This is a genomic window from Curtobacterium sp. WHRI 8282, assembly GCF_040223925.2.
GTDB classification, from domain to species: domain Bacteria; phylum Actinomycetota; class Actinomycetes; order Actinomycetales; family Microbacteriaceae; genus Curtobacterium; species Curtobacterium flaccumfaciens.
In genome coordinates this window covers 108,962-131,625 of sequence record NZ_JBEHCD020000001.1, presented here as the reverse complement: position 1 = coordinate 131,625, position 22,664 = coordinate 108,962, and the positions used below count along the sequence as shown (strand labels likewise).

General features: G+C 71.1%; 24 protein-coding genes. 10 read left to right on the top strand and 14 right to left on the bottom strand.

Annotation, left to right across the window (positions count from 1 at the left end; all coding sequences use genetic code 11):
• Positions 1-10 precede the first annotated feature (10 nt).
• Positions 11-1,330, bottom strand: a complete 1,320-nt coding sequence (locus tag ABRP24_RS00645; protein WP_349849572.1) for a family 20 glycosylhydrolase — start codon at positions 1,328-1,330, stop codon at positions 11-13.
• Positions 1,331-1,868: 538 nt separating this feature from the next.
• Positions 1,869-2,378, bottom strand: a complete 510-nt coding sequence (locus ABRP24_RS00640; RefSeq protein ID WP_349849574.1) for a hypothetical protein — start codon at positions 2,376-2,378, stop codon at positions 1,869-1,871.
• A gap of 253 nt (positions 2,379-2,631) precedes the next feature.
• Here ABRP24_RS00640 and ABRP24_RS00635 point away from each other — a divergent pair, with 253 nt between their 5' ends.
• Positions 2,632-3,138: a hypothetical protein gene (locus ABRP24_RS00635; RefSeq protein ID WP_301565876.1), complete on the top strand. Its 507-nt coding sequence runs from the start codon at positions 2,632-2,634 to the stop codon at positions 3,136-3,138.
• A 110-nt stretch (positions 3,139-3,248) separates the two neighbouring features.
• Here the strand turns inward: ABRP24_RS00635 and ABRP24_RS00630 are convergent, their stop codons facing one another.
• Positions 3,249-3,869 carry a hypothetical protein gene (locus tag ABRP24_RS00630; protein WP_349849576.1) on the bottom strand — a complete coding sequence of 207 codons (621 nt, stop codon included), beginning with the start codon at positions 3,867-3,869 and terminating at the stop codon, positions 3,249-3,251.
• Between the two features lie 271 nt (positions 3,870-4,140).
• Between ABRP24_RS00630 and ABRP24_RS00625 the strand changes: the two genes are divergently transcribed.
• A complete protein-coding gene (locus tag ABRP24_RS00625) occupies positions 4,141-5,412 on the top strand; it encodes an endo-1,4-beta-xylanase (protein WP_349849578.1) in 1,272 nt (423 codons plus the stop codon).
• A gap of 52 nt (positions 5,413-5,464) precedes the next feature.
• On the opposite strand, the gene ABRP24_RS00620 is transcribed toward ABRP24_RS00625, so the two are convergent.
• From ABRP24_RS00620 to ABRP24_RS00610, 3 genes are all read right to left on the bottom strand, one after another.
• Entirely contained in the window at positions 5,465-5,803 is a 339-nt protein-coding gene (locus tag ABRP24_RS00620; protein ID WP_111057928.1) for an SdpI family protein, read from the bottom strand.
• A 93-nt stretch (positions 5,804-5,896) separates the two neighbouring features.
• The gene (locus ABRP24_RS00615; protein WP_173035209.1) at positions 5,897-6,559 is read right to left on the bottom strand and encodes a response regulator; all 663 of its coding nucleotides are present in this window, start codon (positions 6,557-6,559) and stop codon (positions 5,897-5,899) included.
• Complete coding sequence (locus ABRP24_RS00610; protein WP_349849580.1) at positions 6,556-8,277, bottom strand: sensor histidine kinase; 1,722 nt, start codon at positions 8,275-8,277, stop codon at positions 6,556-6,558. The genes ABRP24_RS00615 and ABRP24_RS00610 overlap by 4 nt, the downstream gene beginning before the upstream one ends.
• 153 nt (positions 8,278-8,430) lie before the next feature.
• On the opposite strand from ABRP24_RS00610, the gene ABRP24_RS00605 reads away from it, so the two are divergent.
• Complete coding sequence (locus tag ABRP24_RS00605; RefSeq protein ID WP_301596572.1) at positions 8,431-9,924, top strand: CitMHS family transporter; 1,494 nt, start codon at positions 8,431-8,433, stop codon at positions 9,922-9,924.
• Positions 9,925-9,978: 54 nt separating this feature from the next.
• On the opposite strand, the gene ABRP24_RS00600 is transcribed toward ABRP24_RS00605, so the two are convergent.
• Genes ABRP24_RS00600 through ABRP24_RS00590 form a run of 3 tightly spaced genes read right to left on the bottom strand, consistent with a single transcriptional unit; the run spans position 9,979 to position 13,203 of the window.
• Complete coding sequence (locus tag ABRP24_RS00600; RefSeq protein ID WP_349849582.1) at positions 9,979-11,052, bottom strand: low specificity L-threonine aldolase; 1,074 nt, start codon at positions 11,050-11,052, stop codon at positions 9,979-9,981.
• Between the two features lie 4 nt (positions 11,053-11,056).
• The gene (locus ABRP24_RS00595; RefSeq protein WP_301600024.1) at positions 11,057-11,740 is read right to left on the bottom strand and encodes an SDR family NAD(P)-dependent oxidoreductase; all 684 of its coding nucleotides are present in this window, start codon (positions 11,738-11,740) and stop codon (positions 11,057-11,059) included.
• Positions 11,737-13,203 carry a DUF6421 family protein gene (locus ABRP24_RS00590; protein ID WP_349849584.1) on the bottom strand — a complete coding sequence of 489 codons (1,467 nt, stop codon included), beginning with the start codon at positions 13,201-13,203 and terminating at the stop codon, positions 11,737-11,739. The genes ABRP24_RS00595 and ABRP24_RS00590 overlap by 4 nt, the downstream gene beginning before the upstream one ends.
• A 300-nt stretch (positions 13,204-13,503) precedes the next feature.
• Between ABRP24_RS00590 and ABRP24_RS00585 the strand changes: the two genes are divergently transcribed.
• Positions 13,504-14,082, top strand: a complete 579-nt coding sequence (locus ABRP24_RS00585; RefSeq protein ID WP_349849586.1) for a TetR family transcriptional regulator — start codon at positions 13,504-13,506, stop codon at positions 14,080-14,082.
• 82 nt (positions 14,083-14,164) lie between these two features.
• On the opposite strand, the gene ABRP24_RS00580 is transcribed toward ABRP24_RS00585, so the two are convergent.
• Complete coding sequence (locus tag ABRP24_RS00580; RefSeq protein WP_111024726.1) at positions 14,165-14,809, bottom strand: GntR family transcriptional regulator; 645 nt, start codon at positions 14,807-14,809, stop codon at positions 14,165-14,167.
• A 97-nt stretch (positions 14,810-14,906) separates the two neighbouring features.
• Here ABRP24_RS00580 and ABRP24_RS00575 point away from each other — a divergent pair, with 97 nt between their 5' ends.
• From ABRP24_RS00575 to ABRP24_RS00560, 4 genes are all read left to right on the top strand, one after another.
• Positions 14,907-15,614, top strand: a complete 708-nt coding sequence (locus ABRP24_RS00575) for a DUF969 domain-containing protein (RefSeq protein ID WP_027465970.1) — start codon at positions 14,907-14,909, stop codon at positions 15,612-15,614.
• Positions 15,611-16,693, top strand: a complete 1,083-nt coding sequence (locus tag ABRP24_RS00570; protein WP_349849589.1) for a DUF979 domain-containing protein — start codon at positions 15,611-15,613, stop codon at positions 16,691-16,693. Before ABRP24_RS00575 ends, ABRP24_RS00570 begins: the two co-directional genes overlap by 4 nt.
• On the top strand, positions 16,680-17,741 hold the full coding sequence (locus ABRP24_RS00565) for a DUF2891 family protein (RefSeq protein WP_349849591.1): 1,062 nt from the start codon (positions 16,680-16,682) through the stop codon (positions 17,739-17,741). Before ABRP24_RS00570 ends, ABRP24_RS00565 begins: the two co-directional genes overlap by 14 nt.
• Before the next feature lie 62 nt (positions 17,742-17,803).
• Entirely contained in the window at positions 17,804-17,986 is a 183-nt protein-coding gene (locus tag ABRP24_RS00560; protein ID WP_349849593.1) for a hypothetical protein, read from the top strand.
• An 87-nt stretch (positions 17,987-18,073) separates the two neighbouring features.
• On the opposite strand, the gene ABRP24_RS00555 is transcribed toward ABRP24_RS00560, so the two are convergent.
• From ABRP24_RS00555 to ABRP24_RS00540, 4 genes are all read right to left on the bottom strand, one after another.
• The gene (locus tag ABRP24_RS00555; RefSeq protein ID WP_232750604.1) at positions 18,074-18,376 is read right to left on the bottom strand and encodes a putative quinol monooxygenase; all 303 of its coding nucleotides are present in this window, start codon (positions 18,374-18,376) and stop codon (positions 18,074-18,076) included.
• A 63-nt stretch (positions 18,377-18,439) separates the two neighbouring features.
• The gene (locus tag ABRP24_RS00550; RefSeq protein WP_349849595.1) at positions 18,440-19,324 is read right to left on the bottom strand and encodes a biotin-dependent carboxyltransferase family protein; all 885 of its coding nucleotides are present in this window, start codon (positions 19,322-19,324) and stop codon (positions 18,440-18,442) included.
• Complete coding sequence (locus tag ABRP24_RS00545; protein ID WP_349849597.1) at positions 19,321-19,962, bottom strand: allophanate hydrolase subunit 1; 642 nt, start codon at positions 19,960-19,962, stop codon at positions 19,321-19,323. The genes ABRP24_RS00550 and ABRP24_RS00545 overlap by 4 nt, the downstream gene beginning before the upstream one ends.
• The gene (locus ABRP24_RS00540; RefSeq protein ID WP_349849598.1) at positions 19,959-20,720 is read right to left on the bottom strand and encodes a 5-oxoprolinase subunit PxpA; all 762 of its coding nucleotides are present in this window, start codon (positions 20,718-20,720) and stop codon (positions 19,959-19,961) included. The genes ABRP24_RS00545 and ABRP24_RS00540 overlap by 4 nt, the downstream gene beginning before the upstream one ends.
• A 169-nt stretch (positions 20,721-20,889) precedes the next feature.
• Between ABRP24_RS00540 and ABRP24_RS00535 the strand changes: the two genes are divergently transcribed.
• Positions 20,890-21,060: a hypothetical protein gene (locus ABRP24_RS00535; protein ID WP_185974047.1), complete on the top strand. Its 171-nt coding sequence runs from the start codon at positions 20,890-20,892 to the stop codon at positions 21,058-21,060.
• 215 nt (positions 21,061-21,275) lie between these two features.
• Entirely contained in the window at positions 21,276-22,640 is a 1,365-nt protein-coding gene (locus tag ABRP24_RS00530) for an MFS transporter (RefSeq protein ID WP_349849600.1), read from the top strand.
• Positions 22,641-22,664 lie beyond the last annotated feature (24 nt).

Sequence of the window (22,664 nt, the reverse complement as noted above, 5' to 3'; positions counted from 1 at the left end):
CACGCGTCCGTCAGGAGGCTGCGGTCTCGATCATCGCCGTCACGTGCGGTGCGCTCCACCGCAGGAGCGCGTCGGATGGCGGGTCTTCGAGGTCCTCACCCCAGATCGCGACGGCGGCGCCCGACATCGGAGCCGCGAGAAGCGAACCGGAGTCGCCGTCCCACGCCCGGAGCGTCCAGTTCTCGCGGAGATCGGCGACCGTGTAATCGCTGTCGGCCGGGTCGAGGTCGGTCGGCACCTCGTAGAGGTAGTACGAGTTGTAGTTGAGCTGGTCGATCCCGGCCTGCTGCAGGTCGACCGCACTCGCCCGCCGCGCTCGGCGTTCGCGCCGTTCTGCTGCGTCCTCGGTGTCGCCGTCGAAGCTCCAGTACGTGACGTGGATGCGCGGATCGAGTCGCCCGACCGCGACCCGATCGATCCCGTCGTTCCAGGCCCAGACCTCGCGGTCGTCGAGCGCGGCCGCCATCGCGTTCATCCAGGTGACGCGTTGGGCGGCGGTGACGTCGTCGCCCCATTCATCACCGCCGATGTGCACGGTTCGGCTGGAGGGGAAGGTCCGCTGCACCTCTGCGTACAGCTTCTTCGCCAGGGCGAGACTCTCGGGCGCCGACGTGTCGAGCTCGTTCTCGCCCGAACGGATGCGGTCGACCCACTTCGTGCCGTGCTGCGCCTCGAGCAGGGCGAACGCGGCGGCCATGTGTCCGGGGGTGTCGATCTCCGGCACGATCGCGACGCCTCGCTCGGCCCCGTACGCGGAGATCGTGCGTGCCTGCGCGGCGCTCAGGAACGGACGATGGGTCACGCGGCTCGTGTAGACGCCGTGGTCGAGATCCGCGTTCGCGGGGGTCTGGCCGAGGACCGTGCTCTCGATCCCGACGTTCTCATCATCGGTGAGGTGCAGGTGCAGGAAGCGCCCGCCGTCGTCGGCGAGGAGGTCGATGTACCGCTTAATCAACGCCACGGGGTAGTAGGCGCGAGCGACGTCGAGCATCACGCCCGTCTCCGGACGCGCGCGCTTCGTGGGCTTGGTGGTGACGGTCGCCGTCGACGTGCGGCACTGCTTCGCGGAGTACGCACCGGCGCAGGCGAGGACCGAGTACTTGCCGGCGGCGGCACGGGAAGGTGTCCCGCGGACTGCGGTGACCGAGGTGCTCGAACCAGCGGCGAGTGCCTTCACCGCGACCCGGCCGAGCGTGTACTTCTCGGTGCCGGCGGACAGGTACAGCCACGCGGAGGAAGCCGCCTTCCGCACCGAGGCGGTGTTCTTGACCTTCAGGGTGGTGCGCACAGCGGTGCCGGTGGTGGACGCGGTGACCTTCGTGACCGTCACCGCCGAGACTGCGGTGTCCGCTGATCCTGCCGTTGCACGGATGCCGACCAGAGCTGCGGCCGACAGGGCGATCGCCAGACCGACCGCAAGCGTGCGTCTGGCAGACGAGCCGGGACCCACGTTCCCCTGCTGACGCACCACGACGTTCTCCCTCGGCAATGCGCGTCGTTCGCCGGCGCGACGGCGTCACCTTTCTACCGCAGGCGGATCACGTGTTTCGTGTCCGGACCACGCCGGAGGCGCACCGCGACCCACCGGCAGATCCGCCGTCGCGGTGGTCGTCGGCCAGGGTGAAGACGGCCTCGACGTCGAACCTGCTCCAGTCATCGAGCTTCGTGAGCGATCGCATCCCACCACCCCAGGGGCGGGTCGCAGGTGCCCTCGACGCGACCGGATGACGGCCTGGAGGCGCGTGGCGGCGCCGCTCCGCGCCTCCAGGCCGCCGTGTGGTGTGGCCGGAAACCGGCCCGGTCGCAGGATCGGCCAGCGCTCGTGGCGGGAAGCGCTGCGCTCGCTGCTCCGCTGTTGCGGTGCTCGCTCAGCGCGTGCGCGCAGCGAGATCGCCGTAGGCCGCCGCGTACCAGCCGACGGTGCCGTCTCCGGCGGTCGGGCCGATCGTGATCGCCGCGCTCGACGTGACGACGTACAGGTCCTCGTCGTGTCTGCAGTGGACGGAGCGTGACGCGAGTCGCTTGCCCGTCTCCGACCCGTTCGCACCGATGCGTCCTGCCCACACGGCCATCTGCACGGTTCCGCCGCCCTGGCAGGTGACCGAGACGCGGATCCGCGCACGGTCCCCGGCCCCGTCATCGCCAAAGGAGAGCCGGCTGGACGAGTCGTTCGTGCCGGCACCGCTGCCCAGCTCGCCGGGCTGTCCTGCCCATCGGTCCTGCACGCGCTGCATCCAGCGGGAGTACGCCTTGTCGTTCTCCTCCGGCGTCGGGTGATCAGAACAGGCCGTGAGTGACACGAGGGCCACGACGGCGACGCCGATGACCAGCGCGCTGCGTCGAAGGTCGCGGCGGGCGTGCAGGAACGGTGTGCGCATGTGGTGGCAAGTGTTCCGGAGATCGGCATCCCACCGCATCCTCCCGTTCGCGGGACTCCGCGCTCCCCAGCAGGACCAAAGGGTGCGGGTTCGCAGCCGAACACGTCGAACACACCGTCCATCGCCGGTCGGGGTGACAAGGTGACCCGAGCGGACGATCACGAGGAAGCCTGGTGACCAACGAATGAACGGTTCCACGATTGCAAGGAGCGCGGCGCTGGGACGACCCGCGGCGCGTTGGTCGGGTGCGGCGGTGGCCGCGATCGTGACGATGTCTCTGCTGACTGCATGCGCAGGAGGAAAACCGATGGAAAGTCCCTCGACCAACCACACCGTGAAGCCCGATGCAGCCAAGCGCACCGTGGTGGATCTCGTCGATGAAACTGCTCGTGCCGTGGACGGCGGCCCTTGGAAGGTCACCAGTGGACCGCGAGTCGGCCTGTGCCCCGGATCTGACGGCTCGGGGCGTGCGGACGACAGTGGTGGAGTCACTTGGGTGTACGTGAAGCAGCGCGAGGGCGCGGCCGACCCGAGGGACGATCTCCGGAAAGTCGAGGCGTTGTGGAAGAGCCTCGGCATCACAACCGAGCGGTATCGGAGCGGCGGTGACGATCCTGATCTCGGGGTCCGGGGCCGCGGTGGTCCGATCGAGACGATCGACTTCCTCGCTTCCACAGTGGGTGGCTACGGCATCGACGCTGAATCGCAATGTGCCGACGGCGATTACGGAGAGATGACCGGGAGCGGGTCGACCAGCTGATCAGGGGCTCATCAACGGACCTCCGCTCGACCACAGCTCGTGCGCAATCCTCCGGCTGCTGCATGTCCGAGATGACCGTGTCCTGCGCGAAGGGCACGCTGTCCGTGTGGTCAGTCGGAAGAAGCGGGCGGTAGGTCGATGGCAGGCTCCCTCGGCCGCAACCCGAGTTCGGCAGCAGCCGTGAGGTAGGCGCGGTACACCTCGCCGTACCGAGCGGTCGCGCGATCCGCACGAGCGACGTCCGTCGGGCGCTCGACGTTCGTCTCGTGCCCGATCGTCCGGCGCTCCGCGGCCTCGTCAATGACCGCTACGGACCACCGCCAGATGTCGGAACTCGACGCAGCCGGGGGCGCATGCTGCAGCACCTCGTCTGGTACTGGGGTCACTCGACGGTCGGGGGCGGCGCTGCGGAAGAAGGCGAAGAGCATCGCGGGGACGGCGACGACGCCTCCGCCGAGGACCACGCCGATGAGTCGGGCAACGACTGGCTCGTCTCCGGGCAGCAGCGGCGGCGCGACCACGAAGCCGAACGCGCCGCCTGCCATGTACCCGATCGCAAAGGCCGCCACGACGGACGCTGTTGCGAGCCGGGTCTGACGGCGTACGCCAGCGGGATCGTGGAGTCGGCGCCACCGAGACGCGGTGTCGGCAGCGTGGCCATCGCGATCGACGTACACGCGGCCGTCGGGGGCCCGGAAGAAGGGTGAGTCTGCACGCTCCGGATCGATCACGGGATTCCGTCAGCCCTGCTCATCGCCCCTGTGGTCAGCATCAGAAGTCCGGGCTCTGGTGAGTCTGACCCTTGGCCAAGGAGCATCTGGCCAGCGTCCCGCGCAAGCGTGGCTCCGAACACGCAGACGAGCACCGGCGTCCACCGTGAGGTGCGTCGAGCGCAGTGCTTCTGCGAGTTCACACCATCAATCTGCGGCGTGACGCCCACGCCCTCCGCTGCTATGTTTGCGCGCACAACAAATCCCGGACGACGATGTCGGAGGACGCGCGATGACGCACGCAACAGAGCACCGCTTCGGTGAGACGACCCTGACGGTCATCGACGGCACCGCCAACCCGATCCCCGATGTCGACCTCACCGTCGAACAGACCCGTCACGCCTTCGCCTTCGGCAACATCGGCTTCGACTTCGTCGGCCTCGCGAACGGCGAAGCGACCGGCGGAGCGAACGGCGAAGCGACCGGCGGATCGAACGGCGGAGCGCACGACGCGGCAGGCACCGAGCACCTCGCCGACCTCTACACCGACGTCTTCAACACCGCGACGCTCCCGTTCTACTGGGGCCGCTTCGAGCCCGAGCGCGGAGCCCCGGACACCGCCAGGCTCCTGACGACGGCGCAGTGGTTCCGCGACCGGGGCATCGCCCTCAAGGGCCACCCGCTCGTCTGGCACACCGTGCAACCCGATTGGCTGCTGGGGCTCCCGCTGGACGAGGTCGAGCGGCTCCAACGGGAGCGCATCCGCCGCGAGGTCTCCGCCTTCGCCGGCACGATCGACACCTGGGACGCCATCAACGAGGTCGTCATCATGCCGGTGTTCGACAACGGCGACAACGCGATCACTCCGCTCGCCCGGGCCAAGGGCCGCATCCCGACGAGCCGGATGGCCTTCGACGAGGCCCGCGCCGCCAACCCGCACGCCACCCTGCTGCTCAACGACTTCGACCTGTCGAGTGCGTACGAGTGCCTGATCGAGGGCGTGCTCGAGGCTGGCGTGCAGATCGACGCCATCGGACTGCAGACCCACATGCACCAGGGCTACTGGGGCGAGGACACGATGCTCGCGATGGTCGACCGGTTCGCCCGCTACGGCCTGCCGCTGCACCTGACCGAGACCTCGCTCGTCTCCGGTGACCTCATGCCCGCGCACATCGTCGACCTCAACGACCACCAGGTGGCCTCGTGGCCGTCGACGCCCGAGGGCGAGGCGCGCCAGGCCGACGACATCGAGCGGCACTACCGGAGCCTCGTGGGGCACCCCTCTGTCGAAGCGATCACCTACTGGGGGATCACCGACGCCGGCGCCTGGCTCGGCGCCCCGATCGGACTCGTCCGCGCCGACGGCACCCCGAAGCCGTCCTACGACGCGCTCCGCCACCTGGTCAAGGAGGAGTGGTGGCTCGGCCCGACGGTGCTGCGCACCGACGACCGCGGTCGAGTGCAGGTCCGCGGCTTCCGTGGCGACTACCGCGTCGACGTGCGTGGCGCGTCCACGGCGATCGCCGTCACCGACGTGCCCACGCAGGTGCAGATCGTCGCGTGACCACCTGACGGACTGGAGGCCCGGTGCGGCCCCGCCCCGCGCCTCCAGTCCGTCACCTGGTCGCGCGTCGTGCCGCCTCCACGCCCCAGAGGGCTCCACCGACGAGGATCGCGGCGCACGCGACGAACGCGGGAACGTCGTCGGCGCGTCCGAGTGCGATGTAGACCAGGCTCACGACCACCGTCGCGCCGCCGGCGATGCTCGTCGGGACGACCGCTGCTCGGTGCCCGAGGATCCAGTTCTCGTCACTGCGCATCGTCGCCCGGGTCCGGATGCCCACGAGCCCGTTCCTGCCGATGAGGCCCCGCGCCGGCAGTGCGACGAGGACGATGGTCAGGACGGCGGCCGCCGTCTCGATCGCGATCACGTGGTCTCCTTCTGGGTCGGTCATCGCGCTCGTGCGCGCAGTGAGGCTGCGCGGAGCGTGTCAGACCAAACCTGCCGGTATCCGGTGAAATACGCAAGGGCAACAGGGACCGCTGACTCACCGCCGCACGTACCGGTGCTCCGGCCGCCCCGCAGCCCCGTACCGCAACTGCATCGCCACGGTGCCGTCTGCCGTGAGCTGCGCCAGGTACCGCTGCGCAGTCGCCCGCGACACCCCGATCGCCGCAGCCACCTCGGCGGCGGACCGTTCCTCACCGGCGACGAGCTGCTCGAGCACCAGCGCCGCCGTGGCCGCCCGGGACGGCGATGCCCCACCGCTGTCGCCGGCGTGCAGGATCCGGAACGCCCGCTCGACGGCCTCTTGATCGAGGGTCGACCGCTCGTCGAGCACGTTCCGCGACCGTGCGTACGCCTGCAGCCGCTCGGCCAGCACCCCGGCCGCGAACGGCTTGATCAGGTAGGCGAGTGCCCCGCTGCGCATCGCCCGCCGAACGGTGCCCGAGTCCGAAGCTGCACTCAGCACGAAGGCGTCGGCGTCGGTGTCGATCGACCGCAGCAGGTCGAGCCCGCTGCCGTCGGGCAGGTACACGTCGACGAGCACCAGGTCCACGGTCCCGCTCGACAGCGCGGCGCGGGCGGCCGCGAGGGTCCCGACGGGTTCGAGCGCCCGGAACCCCGGTACCTCGTCGACCTGCCGCCGGTGCAGGTCGGCGACGTGGAAGTCGTCGTCGACCACCAGCACGGTGAAGACGGAACTCACGACACCACTCCTTCCAGTCGGGCGCAGAAGACCGCGCCGTGGTCGGCACCGCCGGGGGAGGCGAGCCACACGTCGCCACCGTGCCGTCGGGCGATCTCCCGCGACAACGGCAGCCCGATCCCGAGCCCGTGCACCTGCGAGACGTCCTTCGACGCAGGAGCCGCCGCCGGCCCGCGGACGAACAGCGAGTCCGCGGCATCGTCCGGCACCCCCGGCCCGGAGTCCATCACCGACAGGTGCAGCGTCGCGCCGTCGTCGAGCACCTCGACCTCCACCCACGGGGATCCGCCGTCCCTCGACTGCTCGTCCCCGGTGAGGGCCGCCGACACCGCGTTGTCGACCAGGTTGCCGAGCACGGTCGTCACGTCACCCGGTTCGGTGATCGTCCCCTGCACGAGCGTCTCCGCCCCGATCCGCAGCAGCACCCCGCGCTCGGCGGCCTCGACGCCCTTCGCCCCGAGGAACGCCTGCAGGTACGGCTCGGTCAACCGGTCGGCGTGCTGCACCGGGTAGCGCAGCGGCCCGCGCTCCTGCACGTCCGCCAGGTAGGCGCGTGCCCGCGTTGTCTCGCCGATGTCGAGCAGCCCCGAGATCGCGTGCAGCCGGTTCGCGAACTCGTGGCGCTGCGCGCGGAGCGCCGTGCTCATCGCCCCGACGGCGTCGAGCCGTCGAGTCAGGGCCTCGACGTCGGTGCGGTCGCGCAGGACGGCGACCCGGCCCAGGTCGCGTCCGTCGCGGAACACCGTGCGGACGTCGACGAGCAGCACCCGGTGCCCGGCGACGATCGTGGCGCTCGCCGGGGTGTGAGCAGCAGTCGACGCCGAAGCGCCGAGCATCGACCCGAGCGGCGCGGGCAGGTCGAGGAAGGCCACCGGACGGCCGACCGGGTCGGCCAGTCCGAGCAGTCGCACGGCTTCGGGGTTGCAGACGGTGACGACCCCCGACGGGCCGATCGCGATGACGCCTTCACCGACGCCGCCCAGCACGGCCTGCTGGTTCTGCACGAGCGTCACGAGCTCCTCCGGCTGCAGCCCGAGCGTCAGCCGCACCAGTCGTCGCCGGATCAGCACCGAGGCGATCACCGCGAGCAGGACCGCCGCCAGCCCGGCACCGATCACCGGCATGCTGTCCTCGACCAGGGTGTCGTAGACGCGTGCCCGGTTGAACCCGACGCTCACCTCGCCGACGACGGCGGACTGCCGGGAGGCCCGGCTCGTCTCCGCCCCGCCGGCTGCGGGCGCGGAGACGGGCACCTTCGCCCGCGCCGACTCACCGAGGGTGCCGCGCGCCCAGGACACGGTCTCGCGGCCGGCGAGTGCGGCGTCGGGAGAGGTGCTCACCATCTCGCCTATCCGGTCGGTGTCGGGGTGGGCCAGCCGGATGCCCCGGTCGTCGGTGACCACGACGAAGAGTGCCCCGGTCCGACGCTGGGCTGCGAGTGCCGCACGCTGGACGGGTCCGTCGGCGAGGACCGCGGGGTCGAGGTCGGTGCCGTCGACGCTGAGCCGGGCGACCGCGGCCCGGACGTCGGACTGCGCGGCGACGCTTTGTGCGATCGCGAGGGCGGTCCCCTCGGCAGCGCGCTCGAGCCGGGTGACCTCGATCCGGACGAACACGGCACTGGTCAGGGCGACGACGGCGACCACCACGGCGAGCTGCAGTACGAGCACCTCGGTGGCGAAGCGGAGCCTGGGGCGCCGTGAACGGTCGTCGGTCACGACCCCAGCGTACGGAGGGCGAGCCGACCTGCCTGCGCACAATGCGCAGAAAGCGGTCAACGCGCGATGGTGCGCCAATGTGCAGAAGCGCGCCGCGCCTCCAGGCCGGGTCGTAGCGTGCCCGGACTGCCAGACACGGACGAAGGAGTCCTGATGCTCGTCATCCTCGGGTACGCGATGGTCCTGACCTTCATGGTCCTGATCATGACCAAGCGCATGTCGCCCATGCTCGCGCTGATCATCGTGCCGACCGTGTTCGGACTGTTCGCCGGGGCGGGTCTGGGACTCGGCGACATGGTGACCGAGGCGATCGGCACGCTGGCACCGACGGCCGCGCTCCTGATGTTCGCGATCATGTACTTCGGGCTGATGATCGACGTCGGCCTGTTCGACCCCCTCGTCCGGTTCATCCTGCGGGTGACCGGCAACGACCCGGCGAAGATCGTGCTCGGCACGGCTCTGCTGGCCGGTGCGGTCTCGCTCGACGGGGACGGCTCGACGACGTTCATCGTGGTCACGGCGGCGATGCTGCCGATCTACCTGAAGCTCGGCATGAGCCCGGTCGTGATGACGTGTGTGGCGGGTCTGACGAACGGCACGCTCAACATCGTGCCGTGGGGCGGTCCCACCGCCCGTGCCGCCGCCGCGCTGAAGATCGACCCGACGGACATCTTCGTGCCCCTCGTGCCCTCGCTCGTGGTGGGGCTGCTGCTGTGCTTCACGTTCGCGTGGACGATGGGCCTGCGGGAGCGCAAGCGCCTCGGGCTGATCGAGTTCACCGAGGCCTCACGGGGCGCGCGGGTGCCGGAGCGGGCGAACGCCCGAGCCGGGTCACGGGTGCTCGCGGCGGTCGGCGGGACCGGCGGCGGGATGTTCACGAGCCCCACGGTCGCGCTCGGACTGCGCGGTGGGAAGGCCGACGGCCGGCGTGCGGACGGCGAGGGCGTGGACGGCACCGGGTCGGGGGACGACAGCACGGGGACCGGCACGATGGCCGAGACGATGCTCGACCCGAACCGTCCGACCCTGCGGCCGAAGCGGATCTGGTTCAACCTGGCGCTGACCGTCGCCGTGATGGTGGCGCTCGTGCTGGGGCTCCTGCCGCTGCACTTCGTGTTCATGATCGGCACGGCGATCGCCCTGCTCGTGAACTTCCCGCAGCTCAAGCAGCAGACCGCGCAGATCGTGGCGCACGCCCCGAGCATCGTCGGTGTCGTGTCGATGGTGTTCGCCGCCGGGGTGCTGATCGGGGTGCTCGACGGCACCGGGATGGTCGCGGCGATGGCCGACTGGCTCGTCGCGGTGATCCCGGACTCGATGGGCCCGTACCTGGCGGGCATCACCGGTGTGCTGAGCATGCCGCTGACGTTCTTCATGAGCAACGACGCGTTCTACTTCGGGATCCTGCCGGTGCTGTCCGAGAGCGCCGCGGCGTACGGGATCACCCCGGCCGAGATGGCGCGGGCCTCGGTCGTCGGGCAGCCGGTGCACATGCAGAGCCCGCTGGTCCCCGCGATCCTGCTGCTGGTGTCGCTGGCCAACGTGAACCTCGGCGACCACCACCGGAAGGTGCTGTGGCGGGCGGCCGTGGTGGCGATGGCGATGCTCGTGGTGGCGATCGTCGTGCGGGTCATCCCGTTCGGCTGAACCGACCGCCGGTGCCGACTCGGCGCGCGCCCGACCGGGCCGGGCCCGACCGGCTCAGGCGGCGTCGAGCTCCCGCGTCAGGGCCGTGACGAAGTCGTCGATGTCCTGCTCCGAGGTGTCGTACGCGCACATCCACCGCACCTCGTTGCGGCTGGCGTCCCAGTCGTAGAACCGGAAGTGCTTCCGCAGGCGGTCGGCCACCCCGGCGGGCAGGGTCGCGAAGACCCCGTTCGCCTGGGTCTGCTGGCTGAAGCCGACACCGCGGATGCTGCCGTCGGCGATGCCGGCCTCCAGCGCACCGCGCAGTCGGGCGGCCATGGCGTTGGCGTGCCCGGCGGAGCGCAGGTACAGGTCGTCGCTGAGCAGGGCGATCAGCTGGGCGGAGACGAACCGCATCTTCGACGAGAGCTGCATGTTCATCTTGCGCAGGTAGTGCAACCCCTCGGACGCCGACGGGTTCAGCACGACGATCGCCTCGCCGTAGAGCATGCCGTTCTTCGTGCCGCCGAAGCTCAGCACGTCGACACCGGCGTCGGTGGTGAAGTCGCGCAGGGGCACCCCGAGGGACGCCGCGGCGTTCGAGATGCGGGCGCCGTCCATGTGCAGCTTCATGCCGAGCGAGTGGACGTGGTCGGCGATCGTCCGGACCTCGTCCACCGTGTAGGCGGTGCCGAGCTCGGTGGTCTGCGTGATCGACACGACGAGCGGCTGGGCGCGGTGCTCGTCGCCCCAGCCCCAGGCCTCGCGGTCGATGAGCTCGGGCGTCAGCTTGCCGTCGGGCGCCTCGACCGGCAGGAGCTTGATGCCGGCGACGCGCTCGGGCGCACCGGCTTCGTCGGTGTGGATGTGCGCGGTCGCGGTGCACACGACCGCTCCCCAACGCGGCAGCATCGACTGCAGGCCGACGACGTTCGCGCCGGTGCCGTTGAACACCGGGAACGCCTCGGCCTGCGACCCGAAGTGCTCGCGGATCACCTCGTTGAGACGTGCGGTGTAGACGTCCTCGCCGTAGGCGATCTGGTGGCCGTCGTTGGCCGCGGCGATGGCGGCGAGGATGTCGGGGTGGACGCCGGCGTAGTTGTCCGAGGCGAAGCCCCGCAGGTCCAGGTCGTGCAGTCGGAGGGTCACTCGTTCATCCTAGGTTCGAGGGATCAGGCGCCGTGAGCGGGATGCGGGCACCGTTGACGTCGGCCGATGGGGCGTCCCAGAGCCGGACGACCTCGGCGCCGAGCCGCGCTTCGAGGCCGGACAGCGCGCCGACGACGAACACGGTGGCCGCGGCGGTCTCCGGCGCCTCCTTCCGGAACCCCTGCGCGACGGCCCGGACCCAGGCGTCGGACGCGGCCTTCGCCGCCGCGTAGTTCGCGGCGCCGGCGGTGGGGGAGTCGACCGCGGTGGACGACACGAACGCGAGCCGTCCGGCAGGGGACGCCACCAGGTCGTCGTGGAAGACCCTGGTCGTGTTCCGCAGGGTCCGGAAGGCGCGGTCGAAGAAGTCCCAGTCCGCGTCGGACTGGCCGACGATGCTGCCACCGCCGCGCCACCCGCCGACCAGGTGGACCAGTCCGTCGACGCGGCCGGCGTCCGCGTGGACGTCGTCGGCCAACGCGGTGACCGCACCGAGGTCCGACAGGTCGCACGTGCGGGTCGCGACGCCCGGGACGGACGCACGCAGGGCCTCCAGGGCGTCGGGTCTGGTGCCGACCGCGACGACGGACGCACCGGCGGCGGTGAGTGCGCGCGCGACGGCCGCGCCGCTGGCACTGGTCGCACCGGCGATCAGCACCAGGCGACCGGCCGCCGAGCCGTCGGTCACGCGGCGGCCTCGCCGACGAGCTCGGCGTCCGTGGTGCCGGTGATGCCGGCGGTGGACGCGATGACGGTCGCCATCTTCTTGTCGAGGGCCTCGTAGAACATCGACAGCGGGAACTCGTCGTCGAGCACCGCGTCGGTGTAGCCGCGCGGCGGTCCGGCGAGCGTCTCGTCGGGCAGGCCACGCGCCCACTTGGACGCCGGGTGCGGCGTCAGCGTGCGGGTCAGCATCTCGTACGCGGCGAGCCAGTGCGCCGACTTCGGTCGGTCGATCGAGCGCCGGTAGAGCTCGTTGATCTCGTCACTCAGGGCGATGATCACGTCCGGCACCTCGGGCCAGTCGATCGTCAGCTGGGTGTCCGTCCAGTGCAGGACGCCGTGCTGGTGCATCCAGGCGAACAGCAGCTGGCCGCCGAGTCCGTCGTAGTTGCGGACGCGGCTGCCGGTGATCGCGAAGCGGAAGATGCGGTCGAAGACGACCGCGTACTGCACCAGGCGCGCGTGGTCACGGATGGCGCGCTGCGCGTCCTGGAGGCCCGCGTCGGGTCCGGCGGACAGCTCGCGTTCCAGACGCACCGACTCGCGGAACGCGGTCAGGTCGCAGCGGAGCTCCTCGAGCGAGTAGAGGAAGAACGGCATCCGCTGCTTGATCATGAACGGGTCGAAGGGCAGGTCCCCGCGCATGTGCGAACGGTCGTGGATGATGTCCCACATCACGAAGACCCGCTCGGTCAGCTGCTGGTCGTCGAGCATCGCAGCGGCCTCGGCCGGCAACTCGAGCTTGGTGACGTCGGCGGCGGCACGGACGACCCGGCGGTAGCGGGCGGCCTCGCGGTCCTGGAAGATCGCGCCCCACGTGAAGGCGGGGACCGTGCGCATCGCGACGGTCTCGGGGAACAGCACCGCCGAGTTCGTGTCGTACCCCGGGGTGAAGTCGACGAACCGCAGCGCGACGAACAACGCGTTGCCGTGGTCGCCGGCCTCGAGCTCGGCGATGAACTCCGGCCAGAGGACCTCGACCAGGACCGCTTCGACGAACCGCGAGGTGCTGCCGTTCTGCGTGACCATCGGGAACACGACCAGGTGGCCGAGCCCGTCGACGCGGTGCTGCTGCGGCTGGAACGCGGTGAGGGAGTCGAGGAAGTCGGGGACGCCGAAGCCCTGCTCCTGCCAGCGAGCGAAGTCGTGCTGCAGCACCTGCAGGAACGCGGCGTCGTGCGGGAAGTGCGGCGCCAGCTCGGCGATCGCCGGCACGATCACCGCGACGTGACCGGCAGCAGCGGCGTGGTCGGACGGTTCGGGGACGGAGCCGTCCCGCGTCTGCAGGGCCTGCAGGGCGACGACCGCACGCTTGAGCCGGAGCCAGGCGGGGTGGGCGGCGATCTCGCGCACCGACAGGTGGTCCTCGACCACCTCGGGCTCTCCGACGATGGCGTCCTGCGAGATCTTCTGGACGAACTGGGACATGTCGAACCTCCCGTCATTGGGGTCGGCCGCGGATCTGCGGACGAGTGGTGCGCGTTACCGGATCGTCTCGAGCCTAGGGAAGTTCGGGGGACGCAAAGTTGCCCATCTCCGGTGGAATCGTGCGTCGTCACGGCGCTCGCGCGGGCATCCACGCGAGCCGCGCACGGAACCGTCGCTCCGCGTGGCTGGGATCTCCGGAAGGGACCGGGGAGTGCTGTCGACTGGCCTCGGGGCAGGGCTGCTGCGCGCGCTGGTCCGCATCGACGGCTCGGCTGCCGTGTGATCGGTACGGTGGTGGCCATGGCCCGATTCACGCCCCCAGCCGCTGACGCGATGCGCGCCCGGCTCCTGCTCGCTGCGCGGGACGAGTTCGCTGCGGTCGGACTGGCCGCCGGCAGGGTCGAACGGATCGGTGCCGCAGCGTCGAGCAACAAGGCGCAGGTCTTCCACTACTTCGGCAGCAAGGAGGGGCTGTTCGACGCGCTCGTCGCCGACACCGCGACCGAGACGTTCGCCGAGGCCCCGCTCGACACCGCCGACCTCGCCGCATGGGCCGGCCGGGTGCACGACTCGTACGTCCGTCGCCCCTGGGCCCAGCGGCTCGCGACGTGGCACCGGCTCGAGCGTGCCGACATCCCGCTCGAGTCCGTCGCGACGAGCTACGCCGACGCGGTGGCCGAGGTCGAGCACGCGCAGCGCGCCGGGGTCCTGCCGCGGGCGTTCCGTCCGGCGGTGCTGCTCGGACTCGTGCTGCACACCGCGGCGTTCTGGAGCGCGACCGCTCCGGAGTACGAGCCGCTGGTGCAGGCCGTGACGCCGCCGCGGCGTCGCCAGGTCGTGGTGGACGCGGTCGCCGCCCTGCTCGGCGGGAAGTCCTGACCGAAGGGGCCGCGAGCACCAGCGTGAGGGCGCTGGGACCGAGCGTGCGGGACGGGGCCGCACCGGGCCTCCTGGCCGCCCCTCAGTCGGCTGCGCCGGCGGCGACCCGCAGCGTCCGCTCCGCGTCGTCGAGGTAGTCGGCGAGCAGCGCCGAGGCGGCGTCCTGGTCGCCACCGCGCAACGCGGACACGATCGCGTCGTTGCGTTCGACGAAGTCGGCGTGGAACGAGGCCGGGTCCGCGGTGGTCAGGAAGGCGAGCCGCATCTCGGCGAGCAGGCCGTCCATCAGGGCGTGGATCCGCTCGCTCGGCACCGCGCGCACGAGCTCGGCGTGGAAGCGGATGTCGGCGGTCCCGACCGCGCCCCAGTCGCCCGCGGACGCTGCTGCCCGGGCGTCGGCGACCGCTGCGGCGGCCTCGGCGAGTGCCGGTGCGTCGGGGGTGCAGGCGCGGACGGCTGCCTCCTCGAGCACCCGCCGAGCCGCGTAGAGATCGGTGACGTCGGCGGCGGAGAGCCGGCGGACGAAGACCCCGCGGTTGAACACGTGCTCGACCAGACGGTCGCGGGCGAGCAGCCGGAAGGCCTCGCGCAGGGTGTTCCGTGAGACCCCGAGCTGGTCGCTCAACCGTTCCTCGGACAGCTGCGCCCCGGGGGAGAACCCGCCCGACGCGATCATGGTGCGCAACCGCGTGGCCGTGGAGTCAGCGCCGCCGACGGTTCGGGTCATGGCACCGATCCTGGCACGGGTGGCGTTTGTGAAGGGCGTGTTACAGACCAGAACCGGCTCTTGCGATTGTTGAACAATGCGGTCCAGACTGTCCCGCATGTTCGTCCTCATCGGCGTCGCCGTCGTCATCGTCGGCTTCGCGCTGCGCATCAACGCGCTCCTCGTCGTCACGGTCGCGGGCATCGTGACCGCGGCCATCGGCGGGATCGGTCCCGTCGGCATCCTCGACGCGTTCGGCAACGGGTTCGCCTCGAGCCGGTCCGTCACGACCTTCGCGCTCGTCCTGCCCGTCATCGGTCTGATCGAGCGCTACGGCCTGCAGGACCAGGCGAAGCGCCTGATCGCGAAGCTCGACAAGCTCACGACGGGTCGTCTGCTCGCCGGGTACCTGGTGATCAGGCAGGTCACCGCTGCGGTCGGCCTGACCAGCATCGGTGGGCCGGCGCAGACGGTGCGTCCGCTGGTCTACCCGATGGCCGAGGGCGCGGCCACCAAGAAGTACGGGCGGATCGACGACCGCATGCGCGAGAAGATCAAGGGCTACTCGGCGTCGTCCGACACCGTCGGTGTGTTCTTCGGCGAGGACGTCTTCGTCGCGGTCGGCTCGATCCTGCTCATCACGACGTTCGTCGACTCGACCTACGGGCTGTCGCTCGAGCCGATCGACCTGGCCCTGTGGGCGATCCCGACGGGCATCGCGGCGCTCATCGTGCACGGCGGACGCCTGCTGCTGTTCGACCGCCGACTCGACAAGATGGCGGCGGACGCCCGTGCCGACGCCCCGACCCTGGGGGCAGCAGCGTGATCACCAGCGAATGGCTCTACTGGCTCATCGGCGCGTTCTTCATCGCCGTCGCCGTCCTGATCGTCACCGACACCGCGCACGCGAAGCGCCTGGGCAACGCGGCGTTCTGGGGCATCCTCGGGCTGTCGTTCTTCACCGGCACCTTCGTCGCCGCCGGCACCGTCCCGGCCTGGACGCTCGGGATCGCCGTCCTCGTGATGGTCGCGCTCGCCGGACTCGGCTTCACCGGCACGACGAGCCGCACCCGGATCGCGAGCATCCCCGGCGCGGGCACGGGTGCCGAGACCGGCCCCGCCGAACCCACCGGCGTGACGCAGAAGGTCACGAATGCCGGTAGCGGCAGCACGAGTGTGCTCGCCACCACCAGCCCGGACGAGCGCGCGGCCTTCGCGACGAAGTACGGCAACCGGCTCTTCATCCCGGCCCTCGTGGTGCCGGTGGTCGCCGTGCTGGTCGCGACGCTCGGCCCGCTCATCTCGTTCGGTGGCGAACCGCTGCTCGCCGAGGGCAGCGCGACCCTGACCGGTCTGGGCATCGGTTCGGTGCTCGCCGTGGTCGTGGCCGTGTTCGTCCTGCGCCCGCCGAGGATCGCCACCCCGATCCGTGAGGGCGGTCGCCTGCTGCAGGCGATCGGCTGGGCGGCGCTGCTGCCGCAGATGCTCTCGACGCTCGGCATCGTCTTCACCCAGGCCGGGGTCGGTGACGCCGTCGGCACGATCATCAAGTCGGTCCTGCCCGACGGCTCGCTGCTCGCCGCCGTGGTCATCTACTGCCTGGGCATGGCCCTGTTCACGATCATCATGGGCAACGCCTTCGCCGCCTTCCCGATCATGACGGCCGCGATCGGCTGGCCCGTCCTGGTGCAGGGCTTCGACGGCAACCCCGCCGCGATCTTCGCGATCGGCATGCTCGCCGGCTTCTGCGGCACGCTCGTCACCCCGATGGCCGCGAACTTCAACCTGGTGCCGGCTGCCCTGCTCGAGATGCGGGACAAGTACGGCCCGATCAAGGCGCAGATCCCCACCGCCGCCATCCTGCTCGTCGTCAACATGGGAGTCATGTACCTTGTCGCATTCTGATGCCGCCCCGATCGACCTGACCCGGGCCGCGTGGGCCGACCGCTTCGCGGCGGTCGCCGCGGACAACACGACCCGCGAGTACCCCTACGCCGCGCACCACGCGACGTCCGGGCCGGACGACCGGGCACTGCCCGTCGAGCTCCACCCCGCCTTCGCCACGTCGTACGACTGGCACTCGTCGGTGCACATGCACTGGCTCGCGGCGCGCCTGGTCGCGCACGGCCTGCCCACCGACCTGGAGGCCCGGCTCACCTCGATCCTGCAGGCGCACCTCACGACGGATCACCTGGCGACCGAGGCGGCCTACCTGCGTGGGACGCCGCACTACGAGCGCCCCTACGGCTGGGCCTGGCTCGCCCGGCTCGGCGCCGAGGTGTCGGCGTCCGAGGTGCCCGCCGTCCGGGCACTGGCGCCGGGCTTCGCGCCCGTCGTCGACGTCCTCGAAGACCTGGTCGTCCGGTGGATCGACGGCGCCGCGCACCCGGTCCGGCACGGCGTGCACTCGAACTCGGCGTTCGGGTTGCTGCTCGTGCTCGAGGCTGCCCGGTCGCTCGACCGTCCGGCCCTGGCGGCAGCCGTCGAGGGGGCTGCGAAGGACTGGTTCGGCGCGGACGCCGGGTGGCCCTTCGCCTGGGAGCGGAGCGGGCACGACTTCCTGTCCGCGGGCCTCGCCGAAGCCGACCTGATGCGGGCGGTGCTGCCCGCCCCGGAGTTCACCACGTGGGCGCGCGGATTCTTCGCCGCGGTGCAGCCGGGCGACGCGGTCCTGCGGTCGACCGTGGTCCGTGACGAGAACGATCCGCAGCAGGTGCACCTGTTCGGGCTCGACCTGTCGCGGGCGGGCTCGGCCCGGCGCATCGCGGACGCACTCCGCGCCGACGGTTCGGACGACTCCGGCCCCGGGATCGCCGACCTGCTCGACGACGCGGCCCATCGGCTGCTGGCCTCCGGGCTCGCGGCGAGCGTGGGCGAGGAGTACTACTCCACCCACTGGCTGGCGAGCTTCGCCTGGGACGCCATGGAGGCCCGGGAGCACGCCGCCCGCTGATCGTCCTCAGGACCGCTGATCGTCTGCGGACACGACGAGGATCCGGAGGTACCTTCGGGGCCATGAGCGATCCGAAGGACGACGAGACCCTCGACGACTTCCGCGAGGCGCAGGACACCGACTACGAACCGGAGCCGACCGTTCTCGACCCCGACGACCTGCCGGTGGTCGACGACGCGGACGACGAACTGCTCCCCGACGACGACCGACCGGTGCCGCTCGACACCGACGACGACACGGTCTGAGCCATCGCGCCGCCGTCGTGCCGCGGTGCCGGTGCCGACGTCGGCGTCAGCACCGGCGTTGGCGTCAGTTTCGGTGTCGGTATCCGCTCAGTCGAGCGGCAGGGTCCGCGCGAAGGTGCGGGTGACCGGAGCGGCGGCGAGGAACGGTGCCATCGCCGGAGCGCCCTCCGGCGTCGCACGCCAGGCCACGTAGGTGTCGTGGTCCTCTGCGGTCGTCCACGACTCGACGACGACCATGCGCGCCGGGTCCTCGTCGTCGACCAGGACCTCGAGCGACTCCAGGCCGTGGAACGACGCGGTCTGTTCGAGCGTCTCGCGGATCGCACCCCGGAGTGCGTCGTCGGGGGCATCGCTCTGGAACTGGACCTCGAGCAGGACGGTCATCGACATGGGGAACCTTTCGTCAGCGGTGTCCAAGCCAACCCCCGACCCCCTGCGCTTGTTCCGGGTCGGTCAGTCGACGATGCGGAACCGGAGCGGATCGCCCGGACGGAGCTGCGCCGCGAGGTCGATCGACGACGGTGTCAGGACCGCGACGACCGGGTAGCCGCCGGTCACCGGGTGGTCGGCGAGGAACAGCACGGGGAAGCCCTCGGGCGGCACCTGCAGTGAACCGGTCTCCACGCCCTCGCTCGGCAGCTCGCGTGCCACGGAGCGGACGAGCGGCGTCTCGGCCGTGGTGCGGACCCCCACGCGGTTGCTGTCCGCACTGACGGAGAAGTCCTGACCGGTCAGGGTCGCACGCCACTCCGGGGTGAACCAGTCGTCGCGCGGTCCGGGCACCACGTCGAGCACGACCGGCTCGTCGGGCCACCGGAGCTCGGGCTGCGGCACCGCGTCGACGATCGGCCACGACACCCGGGCGTCACCGACGGGCAGGACGTCACCGGCGGACAGCGGCGGCGGACCGAGGCGCGCGAGGGAGTCCCACGAGCGACTGCCGAGCACCGGGTCGACCGCGAAGCCACCGAGGACCGCGACGTAGGCGCGCAGGCCCACGGTCGCGGTGCCGATCCGGAGCGTGTCGCCCGGAGCCAGCAGCAGCACCTCGTGTGACGCCGCCCCGCGGACCGACCCGTCCGCCCGCTCGACCTCGACGGGGCAGACCGCGCCGGTGGTGGCCGCGACCACGTACGCGTCGGCGCGCAGCGTGACGGAGCCGAGCAGGGCCTCCAGGACGGCCGCGTCGGGACGGTTGCCGACCAGCCGGTTGGCGAGCGCTGCGGACCCGCGGTCGGCTGCTCCGGCCGCGCCGAGGCCCATGTCGCTGAAGCCCGGGCGCCCGAGGTCCTGCGTGGTCGCGCCGTAGCCGACCTGCACGACGGTCAGCGCGGTCATGCCGCACCCGCCACCACGAAGCGGACGAGCGTGCCGGCGGGGGCGACCGCCGGGGGCGTGCGGTCGAGCGACCACATCGGAACGTCGGTGCGGCCGATGAGCTGCCAGCCGCCGGGGGAGGTCCTCGGGTAGACGGCGCTGAACTCGCCGGCCACCGCGACGGCCCCGCTCGGGACGGCCGTGCGGGCGGTGCTGCGGCGGGGCAGGTCGAGCGGCCGATCGCTGCCGGTCAGGTAGCTGAAGCCGGGTGCGAAGCCGCAGAACGCGCTCGTCCAGAGCTGTCCCGTGTGCCACGCCACGAGCTCGTCCCGCCGCATGCCGGTCAGCTCGGTGACGGTGTCGAGGTCCTCGCCGTCGTAGGTGACGGGGATGACGAGCGGGTCGGCGTCGTGCGCGTCGCGCGTGGCGCTGAGCGGGCTGACCGGGCTGACCTGCGTGAGCTCGGTGCGGAGCCGCCCGGCGTCCGTCGTGGTCGGGTCGAAGCGGAGCAGCAGCGTGCGGGCGCCCGAGACGACCTCGGTCAGCCCCGGCAGGGCAGCCTGCGCGAGCGCGGCGCGGAAGGCGACGACGTCGGCGAGGGAGTCGAACGTGGCGAGGAGTGCGGAGCCGCCCGCGGAGCGGACCTCGGGACCAGTCACGGTGCGAAGGGCGCGATCGTCACGCCGTGCTCGGTCAGCAGCGCTCGGATGGCTCGGGCCATCGCGACCGCGTCGGGGGAGTCGCCGTGGACGCAGACCGAGTCGGCACGCACGGCGATCTCGGACCCGTCGACGGCGGTCGCGACGCCGTCGGTGACCATGCGGAGCACCCGGGCTGCGACCTCGTCCGGGTCGTGCAGCACCGACCCCGGCTGCTTGCGTGACACCAGTGAGCCGTCGGGTTCGTAGGCGCGGTCGGCGAAGGACTCGCTCACCGCGCGGAGCCCGTGCCGCTCGGCCGCCAGCAGCAGCTCCGACCCGGGCAGCGCGAGCACGGCGAGGGACGGGTCGACGTCGGCCACGGCGCGGACGACGGCCTCGGCCTGCACCGGGTCGGCGCAGGCGGTGTTGTACAGGGCGCCGTGCGGCTTGACGTAGGTGACGGCCGTGCCGGCGACGTGCGCAGTGGTGGAAATCGCGCCGAGCTGGTGGACGACGTCGGCGTACAGCTCGTCGGGGGTGACGTGCACGGGTCGGCGGCCGAACCCGATCAGGTCGCGGTAGGCCACGTGTGCCCCGACCGCCACACCACGTCCGGCGGCGGCGCGGGCGGTGGCGAGCATGATCGTCGGGTCGCCGGCGTGGAACCCGCACGCGACGTTGGCGCTCGAGACGACGTCGAGCATCGCGGCGTCGTCGCCCATGGCCCAGGCGCCGAAGCCCTCGCCCAGGTCGCTGTTCAGGTCGATCGTGGTCACGGGCGCTCCCTGTCCTCGCGGGTTGTTGAACAATCTACCGATCGCCCCGGTCCCTGTCATCCGTTGCCTCCGGCTGGACGGCGGTTTCCGAGGTGCGCCACGTACTGTCCGAGTCCTCAGTACCACCGGCGGCAGTGCTGCCGGATCGATCTCTGCACTGGAGCAGCTCATGACCGACAGTGACAACACGCACGACACCCCGAAGAACGACTCCGAGGGCACCGAGAAGCCGGGCGGCCTCGGCGACGACAACACCATCCCGAACAACCCCGACGGCCTGGCCGCGGGCCACACGGGTGACGACTCGCACTTCAACCCGGAAGAGGACGGCGAGCACTAGCGGCCCCTTCCGGCCTGCGGGTCGATGCAGAACGACACCGTCGTTGTCCTCCGACAACGGCGGTGTCGTTCTGCGTCGGCGCCACGTGCGTCCGCACCCGACGAAACATGCGTCACAAAACCTTCCGGCACGAGGTTTCCGGTGCTACAGTCCCGATCACCTAGCAGCACTAGGGATTCGCGGGCGCCGAAGCCCCTGTGACTCAAGGAGGAGTCATGTCGACACCGACGTCGAAGGAAGAACCCACGCGGGGCATCGCCGGGACCGCGTCCCCAGCGGTCACCGCAGCCGCCGGAGCCACCGCCACGGACGCCGCGGCGTCCCGAGCGTTCTCGGTCGAGGGCATCACGCAGTCGGTCAGCACCGTCCGGGTGGGCCGCGGCTACCTCTGGGGCCTCAGCTTCGCCCAGTTCGGCCTGTTCGTCGCCCTGCTCACGCCCGTCTTCGTGAGCATGTCGATCAAGGCGACGGAGCTGAACCCGACGAGCCCCGAGACCGTCGTCGGCTCGGTCCTGCCGTTCGGCGCGCTCGGCGCCCTGTTCGCCAACCCCCTGTTCGGCGCGCTCTCCGACCGCACCCGCACGCGGTGGGGACGTCGCCGCCCCTGGATGGTCGGCGGTGTCGTCGTCTTCGTCGGTTCCCTCGCCTGGCTCGCGTTCTCGCCCGACGTGCTCCAGCTCACCCTGGCCTGGGTGCTGGCGCAGGTCTCCGCCAACGCGGTCCTGTCCACGCTCACGGCGAGCTTCGCCGACAACGTGCCGGAGTTCCAGCGTGGCAAGGCCTCGAGCGTCATCGCGCTGGCACAGAACATCGCGATCCTGGCCGGGCTCTACCTGGCCGTGTACCTGGTCGGCAACCTGCCGGTCCTGTTCATCGCACCGGGCGTCCTGGCGATCATCGCGGTCCTCGTCTACTCGTTCGTCGCCCGTGACGACCTGCCGACGACGCCGGTCAAGCCCTTCAGCTGGATCAACCTGATCAGCTCGTTCTGGACGAACCCGATCAAGCACCGCGACTTCGGGCTCGCGTGGTGGGGCCGTTTCCTCATCACCTTCGGCACGTTCATGTTCACGACGTACCGACTCCTCTACATGCAGGACCGCATCGGACTCCCGCAGGGCGAAGCGGTCGGGGTCGTCGCGTTCGGCGTGCTGCTGTACACGATCGCCCTGCTCGTCAGTGCGGCCGTCTCCGGCTGGGTGTCCGACCGGATCCAGCGTCGCAAGGTCTTCGTCTGGGGTTCGACGGCCATGACCGCCGTCGGCCTGGTGATCCTGGCCCACGTCGACAGCGTCGGCGGGTTCTACTTCGCCGAGATCGTCCTCGGTTTCGCCTTCGGCATCTACGCCGCCATCGACACCGCCCTGATCGTCGACGTGCTGCCCGACCCGGAGCGCCCCGGCAAGGACCTCGGTGTCATCAACATCGCGAACGCCCTGCCGCAGTCGCTCGCCCCCGCCGTCGGTCTGTTCCTGCTCGGCATCGGAGGCGGCCAGAACTACACGCTCATGCTCTGGGGTGCCGGCGTCGCCGTCATCCTCGGTGCCCTCGTGATCCTGCCCATCAAGTCGGTCCGGTGACCGACGCGACCGCCTGGAGGCGCG